Consider the following 16,940-nt stretch of genomic DNA (forward strand, 5'->3'; position numbering starts at 1 on the left):
TATTCAGGAATGATAGTTATGGCAATCAGAATCAAACTTTGGGCAGATTATGGAAGTTACCCACTTTGGGGAGTAGATGAAATTGATAACATTGCTCCTGAAGAATTGCCATTAAGTCAAGCAACTATTCAGCGTTTAAACCCATGGCAGGATACTTACGATAAGACTTTAAATCAAGACTATCCACCTTTATCAGATTTTCCTAATCAGCAAGCTGAAATGGATTTTAAACAAGAAGGAATTAGTTTATGGAAACAGTTATGTCTTGAACTGGCCCCGGATTATGAAGTTTTCTACCAAAATGAAGGTCAATTGTTCAGACATCCTAAAAAAATAACCAAAAAATCTACAGTACAAAAAATAACAGTTTGAGTATCATCACCTTCGGCTCTAGCGCAGCTTCAACCCTGAAGCGGAAACTAAAACCCTGCCAATCCACTGAAAAAGAAACCACAAAAGTAGGCTAAATGGCTTCTAAAAATACCATAAATACCCCTTCATTCAATCTTGAGGGGGTTTATTTTTTTCTTCATCAACAATCTGTAAAACACTGCTGTATAAAGGTGCAGCCACCCAAAATCCTGCTTGATTGATCAAAGCGTCTAGCAAGGGTTTCACCTCAGAGATTAACCCTCGATTCTTCGCCTCAACTAAAATGCCCAGAATTCCTGTGTATCGAAGATTAAGTCTAGCAGCAATTCTACGACCACGACGCTCATCAATCAAAACTTGATCTGCTCCCAACTCAAGTGCTAAAGCAATAGCCTCAGCTTCTCCCTTATCTAGTTCATCTGCAAGAGCTTCAATCACTGTGCGGTTAGTTACCGTTCGAGTTTGAATCCAATCTAAGGTTTGTACCTCTATTGAACCTGCTACCGGAAAATCAGGCTCAGTTAATTCTCGATAAACTGCTTCGGGAATAAAAACTATTTCGTAAAGTTGTTGTAGCAGATGAAGTTGATTAATGGCGGCAAGATTGTTGATAGGGGATGTATCACTGACAACAATCACAATCTTCCCATCTCCCGCAAGTTCTTAATATCCTGTTCAAAATCTTCGACATCGTAGTGTACCGGAATTTGACGACTTGCAAGTAGGTGTTGAAAAGCAATACGATTCATTCCTGCAAATCGACTCGCTTGAGCAAGGGTGAGCTTCTCTTTTTGAAAGAGCATGACCGCAATTTCCTGCCTCATCTCAGCTTCAGTCATGCGTGTTGCACTGAGAATTTCATCGGAGATATCAATACTCATGGCTATAACCCTATCTATCCCTTCCTATTGGAATGATATCATAACCCCCTTCATTTAGTCAGTTGAGCAGGTTTATTTTTTGCGTCTCTTCCCCTTACACATTTTACACATTAAGAATCGGTTTTATGCTATTGAGTTACCAAAGCCAATAGAAGAGGCTTTATTATCAGTTGCCAACTAAAACCCTCTAAATCCACTGAAAAAGCAACCACAAAAATAGGATAAATTGCCTCTAAAAATACCATCAATACTCCTTCAATCAATCTTGAGGGGGGTTTGTTTTTTTATATCTCTTTTTTGGCAATAGATGCTATAATAGAAGGCCACTCTTTAAGATTGCTTGATCGATCGTGGACTTTGAGATTATCAGCGATATTACGAATATCGAGATTATTGCCACAGGAACAGGAATTCGTAATCGGGAACGGTTGCAAAAACAGTATGGCAAAGGTAAATGGAGAAAATTAAAGGGCATAGCCCAAGTTCAGCTTGCCAATGGTATAGTAAGGTTAGCTGAAGTCCATTGGTATGAAGCTCATGGCATCGGCAAAAAAGAATTTAAGCTCAAGTTACCGTTTCTAGATTGACCATGAACATAGAGTCATCTCCAACAAATCAGTTCGTAGTTTGTCTCAATAATGAAGGCTACGAAGCTTCACTAGAGGTGGGCAAAATATACCGCGTTATCCCTGATGAGACAGCAGAAATAAACAGTCTAATTCGGGTTATTGATGAAAGTGGTGAAGATTACGCTTTTTCTGTGAATCGGTTTCATGCTATTGAGTTACCAAAGCCAATAGAAGAGGCTTTATTATCAGTTGCCAACTAAAACCCTCTCAATCCACTGAAAAAGAAACCACAAAAGTAGGCTAAATTACCTCTAAAAATACTATAAATGCCCCTTCATTCAATCTTGAGGGGGTTTGTTTTTGGCATCTCTTAATGCTTCTAGGAATTGTCAAATTTATTAATGATATCTCGAATTTGCTGCGCTGGGATGTCTGTTTGTTCAGATTTCGCATAGATGAGGAGCATCAAAACACAACTATTGTCTTTAAGCTGATAGATAACACGATAGCCGCTTAAGCGTCCTCAATATGGAGGCGCAAAACGAATAGTTAAAATGCTTGACAGTTTTGATAATCCTATCGAAGACTTTGAGAACTATATGCCATGAAAATTTTACACTATTTTTCTTTATTCGTGGCAGGCATTTTACTGCCTCTCCCTTTGTGGGAGAGATTTTGGTGGTGACGGCAACTAAGCATATCTGCCATTACTTTAGGAAAATGTTATGACTAATGTTCTCTCTCCTGAGCAGCTTTTTGCTCAAGAATTGTGTGATTTGTACCGTCGAAGATGGCAGATAGAGTCGGCTTTTCTCTTAACCAAGAGATTGTTAGAATTAGGTTATTTATGGGTTGGACATCGCCAGGGGGTACAAATTCAAATTTTGGCTACTCTCATTTTTTATCCGGTTTTAAATCCTTTAGTCGGACAGGTGGCGATGGCTCTTAGTCAGCCCAAAGAAAAAATTTCAGTGGCGATGGTTTTTCCCAGTTTATACTATGTGGCTAAAGCAGTCACTAGAGGGGAAAACCCTGATGTGGTCAGTTATTTAGCCAAGCGAGCTAAACTTTTTGGCTTAGTTAAAGCTGAAAGGAAACGACACAGGGAAAGAGATGCGCTCTCTCAAGAAATTGGGGGGCTATGTCCTTCAGTTGACACCAATGATCGCGTTGGCCGAAAATGTAATAATGTCTGCTTAACCTGGAACGATCAAAGCGTTAGATTAGAAAGAGTCCTTTTTTTAGAGATATTTAAACCTGATGGTCTGGCCTTTTAAACCGAAAACCCGCAAACAAATCGCTCGAATAGAAATTACAGGTGCAATTGCCTCCGATACCCGCAAAAGAGTCTTAAAAGCCCTAGAAATCGTCAAAGAAAGGCAATATCCCGCCCTACTTCTCCGCATTGACTCCCCCGGGGGAACCGTGGGGGATTCCCAAGAAATTTATGAAGCATTGAAGCGGTTACAAAAAAACACGAAAATAATCGCTAGTTTTGGCAATATTTCCGCCTCTGGTGGCGTTTATATCGGTATGGGGGCTAATTATATTATGGCTAACCCCGGCACGATTACCGGCTCGATCGGTGTTATCCTGAGGGGGAACAATCTGGAAAGATTGTTGGATAAGGTGGGAGTTTCGTTTAAAGTGATTAAATCAGGCCCTTATAAAGATATTCTCTCCTTCGATCGAGAATTAACTGATGAAGAAGAAAGAATTCTCCAGGATATGATCGATACCAGTTATCAGCAATTTCTGCAAACCGTCGCCGGAGCGAGAAATTTAGATGTCAATCAGGTGAAAAGTTTTGCCGATGGGCGCATTTTTACCGGCCAACAGGCGTTAGAATTGGGAGTGGTCGATCGCCTGGGAACCGAGGAAGATGCCCGACTTTGGGCGCTAGAATTGGCAGGATTACCCCCAGATAAAACTAAATGTCAGACTATCGAAGAACCGAAACCCCTCCTCAGTCGTCTGACGGGTAATCGTTCCCAAATACCCCTAGGGCTACAAACAACCCTACAGCGTCTAGAATTTGAATTGGAAGTTAACGGACAACTATTGTGGTTATACCGACCCTGATGGCCAGATTAAAGTCGAGAAAAAGGGCGCGTTAACCCCTAAAATTGACTCATCAGGATTAGCGGAGGATGACAATCGTGCAGTGGAAGGTTCGAGCCATTCGGGGAGCGACGACGGTAACGGCTAATACTATTGAAGCTATACGAGAAGCAGTAACAGAACTCCTCGAAGCGATCGAAATCCACAATAGTCTCGATCCCGATGATATTGTTAGTGTTATCTTTACGGCAACTCAGGATTTAGATGCGATTTTCCCCGCTGCTATCGCTCGCGAACGTCCCCACTGGCAAAATGTCCCCCTCCTCGATGTGCAACAGATGCAGGTCGCTGGTAGTCTGGACAAGTGTATTCGCGTAATTCTCCACGTTAATACTCCCAAACTACAAGGGGAAATGCAGCACATCTATCTACGAGGAGCGAAAAATCTTCGCCCCGATTGGCAGATTTCTCCGATAACTGACTAGCTCTCTATTTCCGACAGCCAACTCAAAATTAATTGATTAACTTTTTCGGGATGTTCATCGTGGGGACAGTGACCGGCTTTGGCAATCGGATAAAATTGGGTATTATCACCCATTTTAGCTCTTTCTTGGTAAATTACCGAACCAGCGATCGGTGTCCAAGGGTCATCCTCTCCCCAGAGTACCAATAAAGGGCGATCGATTTGCGGTAATAATTCCTGGGGAGAAGGTCCGGGGGGTGCTGTCAACACTGATGCAAACACTCCCCACGCACCCGCATCACAGGAGGGTTGATAGAGGATTTCGACTAATTCCTCGGTAATCGCGGTATGGTCGCGATAAACCTGTTTTAAGGTGTTACGGATGCGATTTTTCTGTCTTACCTGTTCAAAAATAAACTTTCCTGTCACGGGAGAACTAACTAAACCGGTAAAGGCAGCCATGATTAAACGCAAAGGGAAATTTAATTCTTCGGGACGATGGTTTAATCCTCCGGCACAGTTGATAATTACTCCTCCAGCCGTGATTTCGGGAGATTCTGCCATCAGCATTAAGGTAATCAGTCCCCCGATGGAGTTACCGATAAATACCGCCGGTCTTGCCATTTTTTCCCTGCAAAAGTCCTGTATTTGCCGCTGCCAAAGGTTGAGACCATAATCTAAAGCGGGCTTATCCGCACCCCCAAATCCCAAAAGATCTAGGGCATAGACTTGATAGCCATTTTCCGCTAAAACCGGGATATTTTTGCGCCAATGACCGATAGATGCCCCAAAACCGTGAATTAAGACTAGGGGTTGTCCTTCTCCCCGCACGGTGTAGGGGATGGTGTGACCTTGCCATGTCCAAGACAATTGTTCTAAGCTAGTACCAGTGAGCGGCGATTGTAGTGCCATTGTATGAAGTTTTATTAAGTGATATTTAAATTATAGATTAAAAATCAGCCGAGAATTTATGCCGCAACGCCAGACTTTTACCAATAACTCGATGGCAATTTCCTATTTACAATGGAGCGATCGAGGTATGCCTCTACTATTATTGCACGGCATGGCGGATCATGCTTTGGTTTGGTCAAGTTTGGGCGATTATTTAAGCTCAAATTATCAAGTTGTTGCCCCAGATTTGCGGGGACATGGGGAAAGCGGTAAACCGGCAACCGGTTATCACTTTCAGGATTATATCGGCGATTTAAGGGCTTTAATTAATCATTTAGGTTGGACACAAGCACATATTTTAGGTCATTCTTGGAGTGCTAAAATAGCGGCAATTTGGGCAACTCAACAGCCGGAAGTATTTAAGAGTTTAATTTTAGTCGATCCCTTTTTTATCGATAAAATGCCTGGTTGGATTAGGATAACTTTTCCAATTCTCTATCAGGTTTTGCCCTTTTTAAAGATTACTCGTTCCTTTGATAGTTATCAGAGCCTAGAAGCGATCGCTCGTCAATTAAAACAATATAAAGGTTGGTCAAATCTACAGCAAGAGGTGTTTAAAAATGCCATCGAACAAAAAGCTGATGGCAGTTGGAGCAGTAAATTTACTTTATCGGCACGGGGGGAAATTTTTGAGGATGTCATGGGGTTTGCCGGATTAACTAAAACTTTAGATATTCCCAGTTTATTAGTCCTTCCCCAACAGGGATTAAATCGCACTGCTTGGCAAATTCAATCCTATAAAAAGTATTTAACTTCTCTAGAGATTAAAAAAATACCGGGTAATCATTGGGCATTTTTAGGGGAACCTGAAACTTTTAATCAAGCGGTGGCCGAGTTTTTATCGGTTCGGGAAATTGTATTGTAAAATATGATTAGCGGAGAGAACGAATCTGCAATTGGTAATAATCCTCGTCTAAACCTTGATTCTGCTTGTTATTAACCGAATTAAGCTGTTTTTGCAGTGCCAAAATCCGATCGCCTGTGGCAGGATGGGTGCTGAGAATTGTCGGGGTAGAACCGCCTTGTTGTGCTAATTTTCCCATAAAGGAGATCATGGCCGTGGGGGCATAACCAGCCTCAGCTAGATTGTTTAAACCCAGTCGGTCCGCTTCTAATTCATCCTTGCGACTATTGGGCAGATTATAGGCGAGATTGACTCCCAATTGTACCCAAGTTTTTGTGTCCAATCCCGCCGCACTGAGAAGTCCTTGGGCGAGGGCAGTATTGCGTAATTGGGTGATAGAATGACGACCGACGATATGGCCAATTTCATGGGCAATCACACTGGCTAATTCCGCCTCATTACTGGCAGTTTTAATCAATCCCGTGTGTAAATAGACAAATCCGCCCATAGTAGCGAAGGCGTTAATGCTATTGTCGCGCACCACTTGAAAAGTGTAGGGAAGATCAGGGCGATCGCTAGTTGCCGCTAATCGCTGCCCGATTTCTTGGACATATTGGTTAATTCTGGCATCTTTGGCCAGTTTTATCTTACCTGATTCTAGTAAACCTTGATTAATCTGCCTACCGAGGGCGACTTCCTGCTGAGGGGAAATAGTCGAAAGTTGAATAACCTGCACACCGCGAAAAAGTAAATCCATCCACGAGCGCCCGAAACTAGGTTGGGGATCGATAATCCCGATACTCAGAGTGAGCAGCAGGGAAATGATTGTTAGTAGCCAAAAACGGTAGAAAATAGGGCGCATAGACGATTCGATCCCATAAAAACCTCATTCCCATTCTAGACAGTCAATGTCACCCTTTGCCTGTTACTGTCCCCGATTGGTTTGATAGACGTAAAAGTTAAATAAATCGAATAAACTGCCAACAAAAGCAAAGGTGACAGCGATGGTGAACATTCCTTGTAGGGGATAACCGCCGCCGAAAATGGTTAAAAATTGCAGGATTTGGCTAAAACCGGTCTGAGAAACCCAAGTAAAGCCGGGGACGTGACTGGTGGCCAATAAAGCAGTTAAAATGGAACCCACCAGGAGGACGGGGGCAACAAAACTTAATAGGGTGGAAAATAGCAGGGAACGGAGCAAAGTAAGCATGAATGCTGATCTCCAGAGAATTAGGGACCGATCGAACGGGAATAGGAATCTATACTCGCTCCCCTCTAGGATATACGTTCATCTCAGCTAGGGGCGGTTTGTTAAAAAATCTTAAAATATCATTAAGATTCTTGGTTAATAAGGATTAAGTGGTACACAAAAGTCAACCCGATAATTGCTGGGTCAGCCTTTTTCAGTGATCAGTAAACAGTGATCAGTAATCAGTCAGGGGTGGGGAAGTGGGGAAGTGGTGAAGTGGGGGAATTTCAACTAAAACCCTAAAACCCTAACACCCCAAAACCCCCCGCAACGCGCAGGCAGTGACCACCCCATCACCCTGTCTCGGAGTCTCCTGTCTCCTGAATACTGACTCCTGAATACTGATCACTGGTAACTGATAACTGGAACTAGCTGAAGCATTGATCCCCGTGGTGTGGTACTGTCAATTCAGTGTGTTTATCGGCACTGGCTTAAGATTTGTCGCTATTGTCCTCCCCTTCTCCTGTCGCTGTTTTTGAGGCTTTCTATGACCGACATTCCTTTCACCCTAGACCAACTGAGAATTCTCAAAGCGATCGCTGCTGAGGGAAGCTTTAAACGGGCGGCAGATACCCTGTATGTATCCCAACCGGCAATCAGTCTTCAGGTACAAAACCTCGAAAAACAGCTAAATGTGCCGTTATTTGACCGAGGCGGTCGGAAAGCCCAATTGACGGAAGCGGGACACCTACTCTTAAGCTACGGCGAAAAAATTATCAGTCTCTGTCAAGAAACCTGTCGGGCGATCGAAGATCTACAAAATCTGCAAGGGGGAACCCTAATCGTCGGCGCTTCCCAAACCACGGGAACCTATCTTCTTCCCCGCATGATCGGTCTGTTTCGGCAAAAATATCCAGAAGTATCCGTACAGCTACAAGTTCATTCCACCCGTCGCACCTCTTGGAGCGTTGCTAACGGTCAAGTGGATTTAGCCATTATCGGGGGGGAAGTTCCCGCCGAATTACAAGAAACCCTGCGGATTATCCCCTACGCAGAAGATGAACTGGCTTTAGTCCTGCCGATTTTTCATCCTCTGTCTAAGGTAGAAATGATTCAAAAAGAGGATTTATATCGACTAAAATTTATCACCCTCGATTCCCAATCGACGATTCGCAAAGTCATCGACAAGGTTTTAACTCGTTGCGAGATCGATACCAAACGCTTAAAAGTGGAGATGGAACTTAACTCGATCGAGGCGATTAAAAATGCCGTCCAATCCGGTTTAGGGGCGGCTTTTGTCTCGGTGACAGCGATCGAAAAAGAACTACAAATGGGCGTGATCCACGCTACCCGAATTAAAGACGTGGAAATACGACGCACTTTGTCGGTAATTATTAACCCGAATCGCTATCGATCAAAAGCTGCCGAAGCTTTTACCCTAGAAATACTACCCCAATTCTCCACCTATCCAGAATATCTGGCTGACGACCACAACTTTGAACCGATTCCTAACTCGCAACCCGCCGAAATTATGAGCAAATAAGTCGCTCGATACGGGCAAAATCTCCCTCCGAACATTGAAGCTATCTCTTAGGAAAATTACTGCCCCGATAAATTACTTTTTTATCGACTTTAATCCAATGGAGACTTTCTAAACGACTTCTAAGATTAGTAATAGTTACTCCCAACTCGTCGGCGATCGCATACAGATGTCCCCATTTAGTTAAGTCACGGCCCTTGATGACTTTCTCTAACTCACTCATCGCCATTAGTAAACAACTGGCAAAATATTGGGCTTGCCATTCAATTCTTTGGCTAGAATCAACTGTACGACACAGAAAAGGTTGAATTGTCTCTAGGGAATCTCCCTGATTGATTCGATCCAAAAAATTAGAGACGGCTGTTTGATTAATATGAAGGACAAAATGACCAATTTCATGAGCTAAACTCGAATTTTTAAAACCTTCTTTTGCTAGGGATGAATTTTGAGAATCTTTTAAGAATTTTACATCTTCATTGAGAATAATTTTCTTTTCTGTGGGAATAATCATCGCAGCGATTTCTCCCTCTTTATCTGCCTTTATATCCATCCATTCAATAGCCAAATCAAAATGATCGGCCGCTGCTTCCGCAAGATCGCAATTTTTTAAGGGACGACGACGATGAGCTTTTACTTTCTTCAGAATATCGTCTGCCTGAGTTTCAATCACTGTTTTGGGAATAAAACTATAGGGTTTAATAATATCCAAGATATTTACTCCTCTGGTTCTAATTTTGTCGCCTCAGAAATAATTTTTTTGGCAAAATTGGGATTGTCTTTCATGCGACGCAATAAAATCGGCATTTGTTGATATTTTTGAACTAATTCTTTGAAGACTTTTTGATCATCTGAACTAATTCGTCCTGCCAATTCCCCTAAGGTTTGAGCATTTAATTTTAAATGAGTCGCTAAGGACTCAATCACCTGCTGACTAGGAGGATAACCCACATGATCATTTTCTAGCTTTGATAGATAGGTATAGTCCACCCCAATCAACTTAGCTAGTTCTCTCTGACTATATTCCTCCTCTCGACGAGCTTTGCGGATAACCTGTCCAAATGTTTCTGACACTGCTTTTCTCTCAATCGCTCAAAAAAAATTATATCAAGGGTTGACTATTTCAGTCAACATAGGCTAGAGTTAGTTTATTGGCGTTGATTATTTTAGTCAACACTAGAGCAAACACTGCCGTATCATCCTAGCATTATCCTGACCGAGGGGAAAAATCGTGTCCTGCCAGTTTCCCAAAAAGCCTTGGTATCCTCCGATGAGCTATCTTCTTTGGCGCTCGCTTAAACCGGCGATGGGCCATGAGAATTGGCATTGTCAGACAAAACGGGGGTTTGAAAAAGCGCGAAACAAAGAACCAGAAGTTCAAAGATTACTATCACAAGATAATCAGTCGCAAAAAATTGGTAAGTTGGCACAACGAGGAGTTTTTGAGTTTCATCAAGAGCCAGCGAGATTATCCAGTTTTGATGGGGTGGAACAAGTTGCAGAAATCCTGCAATTAAATCAAGAATCGCCAGAAATTCAAGCTAGGGTTTTAGTAATTTTAAACAATTACTATCAACAACCAATTTTATTAAATCAAGAGATTATTAATTTATCTAGAGGCGATGAAGGTTATCCAGAACCTATTGTTATCGAGCAAGGTAACTATCGGTTTAATTTGTACGCTGCCTTTGATTGTATTTTTAGAGAAGCTGATGACACTATACATATTTTAGATTTAAAAACTGGTCAATCTAATTTTGATCGTCGTCAGGCTCATGTTTATTTACTGGCGGCTAGTTACCTTTATCCTCAGGAAAAAATTGTCGCTTCTTTTTACAATTTAGAAACCCAAACAAGCTCAGAAAATATATCCCTGTCTTCCGAGGCAATGGAAGCAGTTAAAATCGAACTAGTTTTCCTGTCCAAAAAACATCAGCAACAACTACAAAAATATAAAGATCACCACGAAGATTTTTATCATATTTTCCCGCCCCAAAGTGGCTATGCCTGTCGTTATTGTCCTTTTACATCGATTTGTGATTATGCAAATAAGGAGGTTTAGATCATGAATTACACAGCAGCTAACACAGCCAATTTCCCGATTTTTTTGAGTGAAATTAGTTTCTTGACTACCAATAATATTTGTTTGAATTGTTTTAAGCTTAATTATCAAGTTACTAGAAAAATAGGTAATCGTTTTAGTTGGCAATTCAGTCGGAAGTTTCCCGATGTGGTGGTTATTTTTGAAGATAATTGTTTTTGGGTATTAGCTAAAGATGAAAAATTTTTTCCCTCTCCACAACAGTGGAAAGAAGCTTTATCAGATATTCAAGAGGTTTTACGAGAAGATATTGGCGATCACTATTATTCTATTTATTGGCTAAAAGACTTTCAGATAACAGCTTTAGTTACAGCACAATTAGCAGTTAGAATTCTGAAAATATTTGGTAAATTTTCCTATCCAATAGTTTTTCCCAAAGATAGTCAGATAAGTGAAAACCAAGTACAGGTAAGGAGAGAAGTTGATTTTTGGGCAGAAATCATCAATGACACTAATCCAGCTATTTGTTTAACTGTTGACAGTAGTATTGTCTATAGTGGAGATTTAGAACAATTTTATGAAAATCACCCCTATAGACAAGATGCTGCGAAATTATTAGTAGGTTTAAAGGTTAAAACTATAGAAACCAATGGGACAGCTAAAATTATTAGAATAGCGGGTACAATTGGGGAAAGAAGAGAAGATTTATTAAAAAAAGCCACAGGTTCAATGAGTCGAAGAAAATTAGAAGAAGCTCATCTGGAGCAACCAGTGGTTGCGGTACAATTTGGCAAAAATCCCCAGGAGTATATTTATCCATTAGCAGCTTTAAAACCCTCTGTAACAGATGAGGATGAGAGTTTATTTCAAGTCAATCATGGAGACTTATTAAAGGAAACAAAAATCTTATATGCTGAACGACAAGAACTATTAAAGTTATATAAACAGGAGGCACAAAAGACTTTAAATAACTTTGGTTTTCAGTTAAGAGAAAGAAGTATTAACAGCCAAGAATACCCCGAAGTCTTTTGGACTCCTTCTATTTCTCTTGAGCAAACTCCTATCTTATTTGGTAAGGGAGAAAGGGGAGAAAAAAGAGAAATTCTCAAAGGATTATCGAAGGGTGGTGTGTATAAACGTCATCGAGAATATGTCGATACTGCTCGTAAAATTCGTTTAGCTATTCTGAAACCAGCTAATTTGAGAGTGGGAGATTTTAGAGAGCAATTAGAAAAGCGATTAAAACTTTATAAATTTGAGACTATTTTGCCACCAGAGAATCAAATAAATTTTTCTGTCGAAGGTGAAGGCTCTGAAAAAAGAGCTAGACTGGAAGAAGCAGTTGATCGATTAATTCGAGGAGAAATTCCTGTAGATATTGCTTTAGTATTTCTTCCCCAATCTGATCGCAATGCTGATAATACTGAAGAAGGGAGTTTATATTCGTGGATTAAAAGAAAGTTTTTGGATCGTGGAGTTATAACTCAAATGATTTATGAGAAGACTTTAAATAATAAGAGCCAATATAATAATATTCTCAATCAAGTTGTCCCCGGAATCCTGGCCAAATTAGGAAATTTACCCTATGTCCTTGCTGAACCTCTAGAAATTGCCGATTATTTTATTGGTTTAGATGTGGGAAGGATTCCTAAAAAAAATCTTCCGGGGAGTCTCAATGTTTGTGCAAGTGTGCGACTATATGGAAAACAGGGAGAATTTGTTCGCTGTCGGGTAGAAGATAGTTTAACCGAGGGAGAAGAAATTCCTCAACGGATTCTGGAAAATTGTTTACCGCAAGCTGAACTAAAAAATCAGACAGTTCTCATTTACAGAGATGGTAAATTTCAAGGAAAGGAGGTTGACAATTTACTGGCAAGAGCTAGAGCAATTAATGCTAAATTTATTCTCGTAGAATGTTATAAAACTGGCATTCCTAGACTTTATAATTTTGAGCAAAAACAGATAAATGCTCCCTCCAAAGGATTAGCTTTAGCTTTATCAAATCGGGAAGTTATCCTGATAACGTCCCAAGTTTCTGAAAAAATTGGTGTTCCTCGTCCCTTGCGCTTAAAAGTTAATGAATTGGGAGAGCAAGTAAATTTAAAACAGTTAGTTGACACTACGTTAAAATTAACTTTACTTCACTATGGTTCTCTCAAAGATCCCCGTTTACCTATCCCTTTGTATGGAGCGGATATTATTGCTTATCGACGCTTACAAGGAATTTATCCTAGTTTATTAGAAGATGATTGTCAATTCTGGCTTTAGAGAGGAAAATTATGTAAGTAGTCGTGCAAAATAAATTTCCTAGTGAAGATAGGCACAAGGCAAGAGGCAAAAGGCAAAAGCTTGATCGAAATGTGTAATTAATTTTGCTTAGGTACTTAGTAATTTCCCTAGCAATCTACACCATCTAGATGAATTAGTCAGTGATTTAGTTAACCAAATTAGTTTACCGACGGCAGAAAATCGGGACATTAAAGAAAGATTAGCCTATCTTGAATGGGACTTGCATCGACAAAATGGTTGTTTACAAGCCGAAAATTTATCTCTAGGTCAAATTGCATAGCTGGTTTTTTGGGGGGAGCAAGCTTTAGATTTTTTTCTTATTTCCTCGATCAAAAAATGTCTATTATCAAAGGCGATATTATTCCGCCAATTTATGTTACCAGCGATCGGTCAAAATCATCCCCAATCTGGTAATTATGCGCCCTTAGATAGCCATCTCTGGGCTGATGCCACCTATCCCCTGGGGGCGCATTATCGGAGCGATAGTGTCACCTTTGCCGTCTATTCTAGAAATGCCAGTCAGATTCTTCTGGAAATCTACGATCGCCCGACGGGAGAAAACGCTAAGTATGATTACTGGTTGACAAAAAACCCAAAGGATGATACATGGCGGGCAAAAATCGCTGGTATTGCCCACGGCAGCTACTACGCTTTTCGCTGTTGGGGTCCCAATTGGCAATTTGATCAAAAATGGCAAAGAGGCCACAGTAACGCCGGTTTTCGGGCAGATGTGGACGATTTTGGCCATCGTTTTAACCCCAATAAAGTCCTCTTCGATCCCTACGCGCGAGAACTTTCCCACGACCTAGAAACCCCGGCCATGGTCGCGGCCGGAGAAAATGTTGGAATCTATGCCACAGGAGGGGGGGACTACAAAGGAGTAATCCAGCGGCAATACGATACGGGTAAATGGTCGCCCAAAGGCATTGTGATCGCTCCAGATGGGACTTCTACCGGGATTCGTCCCCGTCTGGGTGCCGAAAAAGCGATCATTTATGAGGCCCATGTACGCGGTTTCAGCAATCACCCCTCCGCTAGTCGTTTAGAAGATATTCTCAAGGGAATTAGGGGTTTTGAGGAAGTGGCCAACGTTCCCGACCAGTACAGGGGAACTTATGCGGGAGCCGGCTATATGGCCAAATACCTAAAAGCGCTAGGATTTACCACGATCGAACTCTTACCGGTCCAGGAAACCGCTAACGATAATAACCCCGACGATCGCCCCGGTGGTAACTATTGGGGTTACATGACCTTTGGTTATTTCGCCCCCGATCGCCGTTATGCTTATGATCGCTCCCCCGGGGGACCCACCAGAGAGTTTAAGTCCATGGTCAAAGCTTTCCACGACCAGGGTATGGAAGTTTATCTCGATGTGGTCTATAATCACACCGGAGAAGGGGGCAATTGGGGCAGCAACGATGTCACCCGATTGGTTAGTTTTGGTGGTTTTGATGTGGTGGAATACTATCAACTCACCGACGAACATTATCTAGTCGATGGGGCCACTGGCTGCGGAAATCAATTAAATTTTTCCCATAGTGTCACCTGCAATCTGGTTCTTGATTCCCTCACCTATTGGTTAGAAACCATGGCAGTTGATGGTTTTCGTTTTGATCTGGCCCCCGTTCTCGGTCGAACTCCTTCTAGTCATGAACGAGAAGATCGGGGCAAACAAAAACAATTTTTTCCTAAACATCCTTTGTTAGCAAAGATCAAGAAATTAGGCAAGAAATACGATGCGGAAATGATCGCCGAAGCTTGGGATCGCTGGGGTTACGAAGTGGGGAATTTCCCGACAGGTTGGGGAGAATGGAATGGCCGTTATCGCGATGCAATCCGGCGTTTTTGCAAGGGGGATGGTAATACTTTTAAATTCATCGAACAGGTGAACGGAGATTATCGCAATTTTAATGACCAAGGCGGACCACAAAAATCGATCGATTTTATTGTTGCCCACGATGGTTTTACCCTGATGGATTTGGTCAGTTATAACCACAAAAATAACCTCACTCCCTGGCCCTTTGGTCCTTCCGATGGCGGCAATAATAATAACGATTCTTGGGATTCTGGGGGTGATCAGGCTTTACGTCGCCAAAGATTACGCAACTTTTGGACGATTCAATTTTTATCTCGCGGTGTTCCCATGACTGTCTGGGGTGATGAATTTGGCCGCAGCCAAAATGGTAATAATAATCCCTACAATATTGATAGTGTGGCCACTTGGAATAATTATGATATGATTGCCACCCGTTCACCCCATCTACTGCCCACCGGTTATCGGGAAGCTTATCACAATAATTTTGGCACGGGAACTAATCAAGAAGAACGCAATCCTTTATTTATTTTTGCCGCTTATATTGCTCACTTAAGACAGAATCATACAGCACTTAAACAGCACCGCTATGGGGATCTGGTTCTCGATGCGGGCAATGATGTCACCTATTTATTTAAAAAACCCGATGGGGTTAGCGAGTTAACTGCCGATGATCGCTGTATTTGGTTTTTAATTGATGGTAGTGCCGTCGGTGATCACGATTTTCTGGTGTTAATTAATATGTATCATCTGCTGGTGGATTTTCGTCTTCCCTCCCCATCCAATAATTATCGTTGGGTAAGAATTATTGACACGGCAGCTTGGGCAGAAACCAATTATAATTGTTGGTCTGTGGATCAAGGGACAGTAATTGCCGATAACTATAAAGTCAATGGTTTTTCGATCGTGGTTTGCCAGGAGATTAACTGAACTACCCAAACCGATATCGGGGGTAATTTGGGGACGGATCGGGCAGCCGGCTAATATTGAGATCGAGAGCGATTCTTAGTCGATTTCTGCTATATTTTTGGCAATAGGGAAATATAGCCCCTAGCTGCATCTTATGTTTTGCAACCCGAACTTAGCCCAAAATTGCCGTTAAATGTCTAAAACTAAAAGTAGTGTTATTATCCTAACCATAATTTGTATTATCGCCACAGCGATGGGAGTTTATCTGCTCGGTGGTATCGACTCCCAACAATTACAGATCTGGTTAAAACAAATGGGAATTATAGCCCCCATTTTGTATATTATTCTCTATACGATCGGGACAATTTTAATTCTGCCTTCTACCCCCTTAAACCTCAGTGGTGGGGCGATCTTTGGGGTAGTTATGGGAACAGTTTGGACAACGATCGCCGCTTTGGTGGCCGCTATAGTTGCCTTTGCTTTTACCCGTACTATCGGCCGGGAATATACCGCCAAAAAATTTCAGGGAAAATGGCAAGCGATCGATGCAGAAATGCAGCAAGGCGGCCTATTTTATATGTTTGCTATCCGTCTATTACCGATTATTCCCTACGGTATCGTTAACTTTGTTGCGGGATTAACTTCTATCCGTTTTCGCGATTATTTCATCGGTACTTTATTAGGCACTGTCCCCGGAATTTTACCCTTTGTCATGATGGGTGCGGGTTTAAAATCTTTAGGAAAAGGCGATATATTGCCCCTGATGGTGGCTTTTACCCTTATTGCTCTGTTAGTAGGTGTGGGAACTTGGTATCGTCGTCGTCGGCAATTTCCCTTTCAGTGATCAGTTATCAGTTATCAGTTATCAGATTGGAGTTTTAAGTAGGGTTTGCTGAATAATGGTAAAAACCTTACAGGAAAGGGCTTTTAGCTTGATTGAGAGCTTCCCAAATGCACTTAAATCTGCTAGAATCTCTTAAAACCCTTGCATCACCCTTGCATCACCCTTGCATCTTCTCTA

Annotated in this window: 19 protein-coding genes and 2 pseudogenes; 13 read left to right on the forward strand and 8 right to left on the reverse strand. The window is 41.7% G+C overall.

The genetic code is table 11. The features are described 5' to 3' along the window. Window positions 1–18: 18 nt before the first annotated feature. Both ACE1AQ_RS17575 and ACE1AQ_RS17580 read left to right on the forward strand, forming a co-directional pair. Window positions 19–372: a hypothetical protein gene (locus ACE1AQ_RS17575; protein WP_110544913.1), complete on the forward strand. Its 354-nt coding sequence runs from the start codon at window positions 19–21 to the stop codon at window positions 370–372. Window positions 373–392: 20 nt separating this feature from the next. Further along, window positions 393–467 (forward strand): annotated as a pseudogene (locus ACE1AQ_RS17580) (PEP-CTERM sorting domain-containing protein); the annotation flags it as partial. Between the two features lie 34 nt (window positions 468–501). Here the strand turns inward: ACE1AQ_RS17580 and ACE1AQ_RS17585 are convergent. After that, window positions 502–1,011, reverse strand: a complete 510-nt coding sequence (locus ACE1AQ_RS17585; RefSeq protein WP_374808900.1) for a DUF3368 domain-containing protein — start codon at window positions 1,009–1,011, stop codon at window positions 502–504. Continuing rightward, on the reverse strand, window positions 1,008–1,253 hold the full coding sequence (locus tag ACE1AQ_RS17590; protein WP_002748168.1) for a UPF0175 family protein: 246 nt from the start codon (window positions 1,251–1,253) through the stop codon (window positions 1,008–1,010). Before ACE1AQ_RS17590 ends, ACE1AQ_RS17585 begins: the two co-directional genes overlap by 4 nt. A 350-nt stretch (window positions 1,254–1,603) precedes the next feature. Here ACE1AQ_RS17590 and ACE1AQ_RS17595 point away from each other — a divergent pair, with 350 nt between their 5' ends. After that, window positions 1,604–1,840, forward strand: coding sequence for a hypothetical protein (locus ACE1AQ_RS17595; protein ID WP_072926254.1), 237 nt, complete (start codon window positions 1,604–1,606; stop codon window positions 1,838–1,840). A gap of 2 nt (window positions 1,841–1,842) precedes the next feature. After that, window positions 1,843–2,082 (forward strand): hypothetical protein, encoded by a 240-nt coding sequence (locus ACE1AQ_RS17600; RefSeq protein WP_008205265.1) that lies wholly within the window; start codon window positions 1,843–1,845, stop codon window positions 2,080–2,082. Window positions 2,083–2,201: 119 nt separating this feature from the next. On the opposite strand, the pseudogene ACE1AQ_RS17605 reads toward ACE1AQ_RS17600, so the two are convergent. Then, a pseudogene (locus ACE1AQ_RS17605) lies at window positions 2,202–2,345 on the reverse strand (type II toxin-antitoxin system RelE/ParE family toxin); the annotation flags it as partial. 202 nt (window positions 2,346–2,547) lie between these two features. Here ACE1AQ_RS17605 and ACE1AQ_RS17610 point away from each other — a divergent pair. The 3 genes from ACE1AQ_RS17610 to aroH all read left to right on the forward strand — a co-directional run bounded on the left by ACE1AQ_RS17610 (window position 2,548) and on the right by aroH (window position 4,368). Next, window positions 2,548–3,099 (forward strand): hypothetical protein, encoded by a 552-nt coding sequence (locus ACE1AQ_RS17610; protein ID WP_110544915.1) that lies wholly within the window; start codon window positions 2,548–2,550, stop codon window positions 3,097–3,099. Beyond that, window positions 3,083–3,904 carry a signal peptide peptidase SppA gene (gene sppA / locus ACE1AQ_RS17615; RefSeq protein ID WP_008205270.1) on the forward strand — a complete coding sequence of 274 codons (822 nt, stop codon included), beginning with the start codon at window positions 3,083–3,085 and terminating at the stop codon, window positions 3,902–3,904. The genes ACE1AQ_RS17610 and sppA overlap by 17 nt, the downstream gene beginning before the upstream one ends. Window positions 3,905–3,972: 68 nt before the next feature. Continuing rightward, a complete protein-coding gene (gene aroH, locus ACE1AQ_RS17620; RefSeq protein ID WP_008205272.1) occupies window positions 3,973–4,368 on the forward strand; it encodes a chorismate mutase in 396 nt (131 codons plus the stop codon). On the opposite strand, the gene ACE1AQ_RS17625 is transcribed toward aroH, so the two are convergent. After that, window positions 4,365–5,258, reverse strand: coding sequence for an alpha/beta fold hydrolase (locus tag ACE1AQ_RS17625; protein ID WP_106908453.1), 894 nt, complete (start codon window positions 5,256–5,258; stop codon window positions 4,365–4,367). The two genes, aroH and ACE1AQ_RS17625, sit on opposite strands and share 4 nt — an antisense overlap. 58 nt (window positions 5,259–5,316) lie before the next feature. On the opposite strand from ACE1AQ_RS17625, the gene ACE1AQ_RS17630 reads away from it, so the two are divergent. Beyond that, window positions 5,317–6,162 carry an alpha/beta fold hydrolase gene (locus tag ACE1AQ_RS17630; protein WP_008205275.1) on the forward strand — a complete coding sequence of 282 codons (846 nt, stop codon included), beginning with the start codon at window positions 5,317–5,319 and terminating at the stop codon, window positions 6,160–6,162. A gap of 7 nt (window positions 6,163–6,169) precedes the next feature. Here the strand turns inward: ACE1AQ_RS17630 and ACE1AQ_RS17635 are convergent, their stop codons facing one another. Both ACE1AQ_RS17635 and ACE1AQ_RS17640 read right to left on the reverse strand, forming a co-directional pair. Beyond that, window positions 6,170–7,003: a M48 family metallopeptidase gene (locus ACE1AQ_RS17635; protein ID WP_008205278.1), complete on the reverse strand. Its 834-nt coding sequence runs from the start codon at window positions 7,001–7,003 to the stop codon at window positions 6,170–6,172. A gap of 63 nt (window positions 7,004–7,066) precedes the next feature. After that, window positions 7,067–7,351 carry a hypothetical protein gene (locus tag ACE1AQ_RS17640; protein ID WP_008205280.1) on the reverse strand — a complete coding sequence of 95 codons (285 nt, stop codon included), beginning with the start codon at window positions 7,349–7,351 and terminating at the stop codon, window positions 7,067–7,069. 526 nt (window positions 7,352–7,877) lie between these two features. On the opposite strand from ACE1AQ_RS17640, the gene ACE1AQ_RS17645 reads away from it, so the two are divergent. Further along, the gene (locus tag ACE1AQ_RS17645; protein ID WP_106908454.1) at window positions 7,878–8,873 is read left to right on the forward strand and encodes a LysR family transcriptional regulator; all 996 of its coding nucleotides are present in this window, start codon (window positions 7,878–7,880) and stop codon (window positions 8,871–8,873) included. A gap of 40 nt (window positions 8,874–8,913) precedes the next feature. Here ACE1AQ_RS17645 and ACE1AQ_RS17650 read toward each other — a convergent pair whose 3' ends face one another. Then, a complete protein-coding gene (locus ACE1AQ_RS17650) occupies window positions 8,914–9,579 on the reverse strand; it encodes an ImmA/IrrE family metallo-endopeptidase (protein WP_110544917.1) in 666 nt (221 codons plus the stop codon). A gap of 5 nt (window positions 9,580–9,584) precedes the next feature. Beyond that, the gene (locus tag ACE1AQ_RS17655; protein WP_008205286.1) at window positions 9,585–9,941 is read right to left on the reverse strand and encodes a helix-turn-helix domain-containing protein; all 357 of its coding nucleotides are present in this window, start codon (window positions 9,939–9,941) and stop codon (window positions 9,585–9,587) included. Window positions 9,942–10,137: 196 nt separating this feature from the next. On the opposite strand from ACE1AQ_RS17655, the gene ACE1AQ_RS17660 reads away from it, so the two are divergent. The 4 genes from ACE1AQ_RS17660 (at window position 10,138) to ACE1AQ_RS17675 (ending at window position 16,763) form a co-directional block, all read left to right on the forward strand. Beyond that, window positions 10,138–10,929, forward strand: coding sequence for a PD-(D/E)XK nuclease family protein (locus ACE1AQ_RS17660; RefSeq protein ID WP_106908456.1), 792 nt, complete (start codon window positions 10,138–10,140; stop codon window positions 10,927–10,929). A 3-nt stretch (window positions 10,930–10,932) separates the two neighbouring features. Beyond that, window positions 10,933–13,176: a Piwi domain-containing protein gene (locus tag ACE1AQ_RS17665; RefSeq protein WP_110544919.1), complete on the forward strand. Its 2,244-nt coding sequence runs from the start codon at window positions 10,933–10,935 to the stop codon at window positions 13,174–13,176. Window positions 13,177–13,570: 394 nt separating this feature from the next. After that, a complete protein-coding gene (locus tag ACE1AQ_RS17670) occupies window positions 13,571–15,940 on the forward strand; it encodes a glycogen-debranching protein (protein WP_110544922.1) in 2,370 nt (789 codons plus the stop codon). A 172-nt stretch (window positions 15,941–16,112) separates the two neighbouring features. Next, window positions 16,113–16,763, forward strand: coding sequence for a TVP38/TMEM64 family protein (locus tag ACE1AQ_RS17675; protein WP_110544925.1), 651 nt, complete (start codon window positions 16,113–16,115; stop codon window positions 16,761–16,763). Window positions 16,764–16,940: the final 177 nt, after the last annotated feature.

Source organism: Microcystis sp. BLCC-F209 (genome assembly GCF_041928595.1).
GTDB lineage: Bacteria > Cyanobacteriota > Cyanobacteriia > Cyanobacteriales > Microcystaceae > Microcystis.